At 35.2% G+C, this 3,629-nt stretch carries 5 protein-coding genes; 3 read left to right on the top strand and 2 right to left on the bottom strand.

Annotated elements, in window-relative coordinates:
* Positions 1 to 1,395, bottom strand: a 1,395-nt coding sequence (locus ACJAT7_RS18490) for a PP2C family protein-serine/threonine phosphatase (RefSeq protein ID WP_415228265.1), incomplete at its 3' end; no start/stop codon positions are given.
* Positions 1,396 to 1,411: 16 nt separating this feature from the next.
* A complete protein-coding gene (locus ACJAT7_RS18495) occupies positions 1,412 to 1,717 on the bottom strand; it encodes an STAS domain-containing protein (RefSeq protein ID WP_415228266.1) in 306 nt (101 codons plus the stop codon).
* 166 nt (positions 1,718 to 1,883) lie between these two features.
* Here ACJAT7_RS18495 and ACJAT7_RS18500 point away from each other — a divergent pair, with 166 nt between their 5' ends.
* From ACJAT7_RS18500 to ACJAT7_RS18510, 3 genes are all read left to right on the top strand, one after another.
* The gene (locus tag ACJAT7_RS18500) at positions 1,884 to 2,204 is read left to right on the top strand and encodes a stress response translation initiation inhibitor YciH (RefSeq protein WP_363315373.1); all 321 of its coding nucleotides are present in this window, start codon (positions 1,884 to 1,886) and stop codon (positions 2,202 to 2,204) included.
* A 31-nt stretch (positions 2,205 to 2,235) separates the two neighbouring features.
* Positions 2,236 to 3,036 (top strand): response regulator, encoded by an 801-nt coding sequence (locus ACJAT7_RS18505; RefSeq protein WP_293762207.1) that lies wholly within the window; start codon positions 2,236 to 2,238, stop codon positions 3,034 to 3,036.
* 198 nt (positions 3,037 to 3,234) lie between these two features.
* The coding region (locus ACJAT7_RS18510; RefSeq protein WP_415228267.1) for a chorismate mutase at positions 3,235 to 3,629 on the top strand (395 nt) is incomplete at its 3' end.

Raw genomic sequence — 3,629 nt, forward strand, 5'->3', positions numbered from 1 at the left:
ATAATACGCAAAAAAACCATCTTCTGATTGTTTTAAGGCTGAATCTAGTTCTAAAACACCATGTTCTAGTGCGTTATTGTATAGCTCACTTAATACCGTAAACAGATCAGAATGAATACTATGTAAGCCTAATTGGTTGGTCATAACATTAACCAAATCCACAACAGGATCTGCTAATTTGATATGTTCAGCATCCAATTCAATAATAATTTTAATTGGAATTTTAGATGCCATATATTTATGAACCATAGGTTCGAATGGCTGACTGGTGAATATCACAATAGTAATATCGTCTTTACGCTTTATTGAGCCTAAATATTCTGTGGCTTTGCCAATTATTTCTTGGACACTGATATCAGGCTGACCGCTTAGCCAATTTTCAATGCCATCATCTCCTAGCATGTCTTTATTTTGATTTTCAAGTTCAACTATACCATCACTAAAAGCCACTAATCTGTCACCAAATTTCATTTCATAACGTTCAGTATCAGACTCAAATTCATTAGCCTCCAATATTCCAAGAGACATATGCCGAGATACAAGCCGTTTCATTATTTTACCACTAGCGTCTTGTAATAATAGGTTAGGCATCCCACCATTCCAAACATCTATCTGTTTTCCAGTATTATTAATTTCAACAATTGCCGCAGCAAAAAACATATCATCTGGAAGTAACATCAATAAGGTTTGGTTAATGGTTTCAGCCATCTCCATTAAAGAAAGACCTTTTCTCGACATCGTTTGAAAAGCCTGTGAGACAGGTAATGCGCCGATGGCAGAGGCTAAACCATGACCTGTAAAGTCACCGATTAAAAAATACATGCCCCCTGTTGGACTTGCGCTGGCTAAAAACAAATCACCATTAAAATTACTGGCAGGATTTAAGCAATAATCCAGATATTGAGTAAATGATTTATCCACAGACAGTGCATTGGCAAAAATATGTTCAACTATCTTATGCTCGCGTTCTGTAGAGTTTTGATAAAAATAAAGCTGTTTATTTTGTTCAGCAGCTTTTTTACTTAATAATCGAGTACGGGCATGGACACGGATTTTTGCAGTCAAAATAACTTTATTAACGGGTTTTGAAACAAAATCATCGCCTCCTGCCTCCAAACATCTTGCTAGTGACTCTTCATCGTCAACTGCTGTGATAAAAATAATAGGTAAATAAATATCGCCAGTTAACTTTTTGAGTATTGTAGCAACTTGGTGACCGTCCATTTTTGGCATCACAACATCAAGCAATACAAGATCAGGTTTTAAGCGCTGTGCTAGTTCTACTGCAACTAATCCGTCTTCGGCTTCAAAGGTATCCAAATACCCCTGTTGCTCAAGCATATTTATGAGTAAAAAACGATTTATTGCGTCGTCGTCAACGACTAAAATACGCATGATAAGTTAAGGCAAACTATTCGATTACGAATTTTTTGTCAAAACGAGCAATTTTGAGAATTTTTATCACTTGCGACTGACAATGACTTATTTTGAATGTGGTCACTGTAGAACTTAAACTTTTTTGCATATTTAACAACATGCCTAAAGCAGAGCTGTCCATGTACTCTGTTTTTTGTAAGTTTATAATAATACTATTTACTTCTTCAATACCCTCTGAATAAGCAAGGCGAAAATCTCGCACTTTTTCAAAATCAAATTTTTGTCCTAGATGTATGGTTAATTCTTTACCATCATCAGAAAATTTTCTATCTAAACTCATGTATTACCCCTGTTTGACAAGCAAAATTTTAGCGATTACTTTTATAAGTCAGTTTTCTAAGTTAATGTTATTAAATAATATTTTTATAGCTTTGCCTACAAAGAATCACTTTTTTTTATTAGAATGTATTTTTATCCATTAAGCATCAATAGGGTACAAGATATATATGAGTGAAAATAGATTGGTATACAGTACTCAAACTGGCCGCATTCAAAATAAAGAACCGACTAGAACATCGACAAAAACAGATGGTATTGTTCGTTTACGTCTTGAAACCAAGGGCCGTAAAGGTAAAGGTATGACAACAGTAACGGGGGTAGACTTTCCCGAAAAAGAGTTAAAAGAATTATGTAGTCAACTGAAAAAAATGTGTGGTACAGGTGGTGCGTTGAAAAACGGTATTATTGAAATTCAAGGTGACAACCGCAATAAAATCAAAGCAACCCTTGAGCAACTAGGCCATAATGTGAAACTAGCCGGGGGTTAATAACCATCCGCAATCAAAATTAGGAGTATTGATGCATCGTCTCGCCTTATCAGAAGTTGGTATTATATTAGCCGAACCATCTGATACACAAAGAAAAATTATCATAAAACAGTTAGCCGCTGCGAATATCCATCAAGTAGAACCTGTCAGCAGTGTTGAACAAGCAATACAAGCAATAAATAAGCACGGTGCAGATTTGGTTGTTAGCGCCATGTATTTTGAAGATGGAACGGGACTCGACATCATAAAACAAATTAAGAATGATGACTTCCTTGCCTCTACACCATTTATGTTAGTCTCTAGTGAAAATCGTTTAGAGAAACTGGAAGAGTTTAAACAAGCTGGTGTGGCTGCTATTTTACCCAAACCTTTTACACCAGAAAACTTAGCAAAAGCTTTAAAAGCCTCACTTGATTTGATTAATTCGGATGAATTAGATTTAGAGCTATTTGACGTTCATGATGTAAGAGTTTTATTGGTTGATGATAGTAAACTTTCGCGAAATCATATTCGCAGGGTATTAAATAGTTTGGGGCTACAAAAAATTATAGAGTCCGAAAACGGTGCACAAGCACTCACTATTTTAAAAGATAACTTATTTGATCTAGTCGTCACTGATTATAATATGCCTGAAATGGACGGTAGGGAGCTATCTGAATTTATTCGTTTTAATTCTGAAACAGCACATATACCCATTATCATGGTAACCAGTGAATCAAGCTCTAGTCTGCATATGGCAAATATCCACCAAACAGGCGTTAATGCTCTGTGTGATAAACCCTTTGAAGTTAATGAAGTTCGCGCAATGTTAGCCTCGTTACTCGGAAAATAATCCTAGAACCTAACGTTATTCATTATTTATAAAAACTAGAAAATTATGTTTAATTAAATCATTGACATATAAGTAGTGTCTTTATAAATTCTAAAACATCTTAACCTTTATCATTATTCGATTTAATATAAGATCTACCCATAATATAATTCTAAAATCTCCCCGATGGGAGTTTTTTCGGAACAACAAGTGGACATCATGTCATCATTAGAATTAGAAGAACTTAGAGTCAAAATCACTGAGCTTGACACGCACCTGTTGTCTTTTTTAGCCAAAAGACAACAATTTACTAATCAAGTCGCTGAAACAAAAATCAAAAACCAAATTCCTGTGCGAGATCAAAAACGCGAGGAGCAATTACTTCTTAGATTGATAAAAGAAGGTAAAAAACACGGACTCGACGCACATTACGTCACACAATTGTTTCATGTAATTATTGAAGATTCAGTGCTGAATCAACAAGCATTATTAGCTGCAAGAGCTAATCCTGGCAGTAGCTTGCCACTCAATCGTGTCGCTTTTTTAGGTGATAAAGGTTCCTATAGTTATTTAGCTACACAGAAATATTTCTCCAGGCGCCCTGGTAAACTTCT

This window comes from Psychromonas sp. (assembly GCF_047632995.1).
Taxonomy (GTDB): Bacteria; Pseudomonadota; Gammaproteobacteria; order Enterobacterales; family Psychromonadaceae; genus Psychromonas.